Source organism: Halomonas sp. SIMBA_159 (genome assembly GCF_046536035.1).
Classification (GTDB): Bacteria; Pseudomonadota; Gammaproteobacteria; order Pseudomonadales; family Halomonadaceae; genus Vreelandella; species Vreelandella venusta_A.
This window is the reverse complement of the sequence record NZ_JAWJBT010000824.1, coordinates 1-263: the sequence shown is the minus strand read 5'-3', so window position 1 is coordinate 263 and position 263 is coordinate 1. Positions and strand designations below refer to the sequence as shown.

The window sequence follows — 263 nt, the reverse complement described above, 5'->3', positions numbered from 1 at the left end:
GCCTCGGCCATGGCCTTGGGGACCTCGGCCTCGGCGAGGACGACCAGGGCGCGGTTCTTCTGCTCCTCGGCCTTGTGCTCCTGCTCCTGGGCGACGGCCATGGCGCGGCGCTTCTCGGCCTCGGCCTGGAAGCGGACCTTGTCGGCCTCGGCCTGGTCGGCCTGGATCTTGGCGCCGATGTTCTCGCCCACGTCGATGTCGGCGATGTCGACCGAGAGGATCTCGAACGCCGTGCCGGAGTCGAGGCCCTTCTCGAGGACGAC

The 263-nt window shown here is 70.0% G+C and carries 1 protein-coding gene; it reads right to left on the bottom strand.

The annotated features are described in order from the left end of the window. Positions 1-263 (bottom strand): flotillin-like FloA family protein (locus tag R0J87_RS21525; protein WP_498888844.1); only part of this gene is annotated, 263 nt, incomplete at both ends.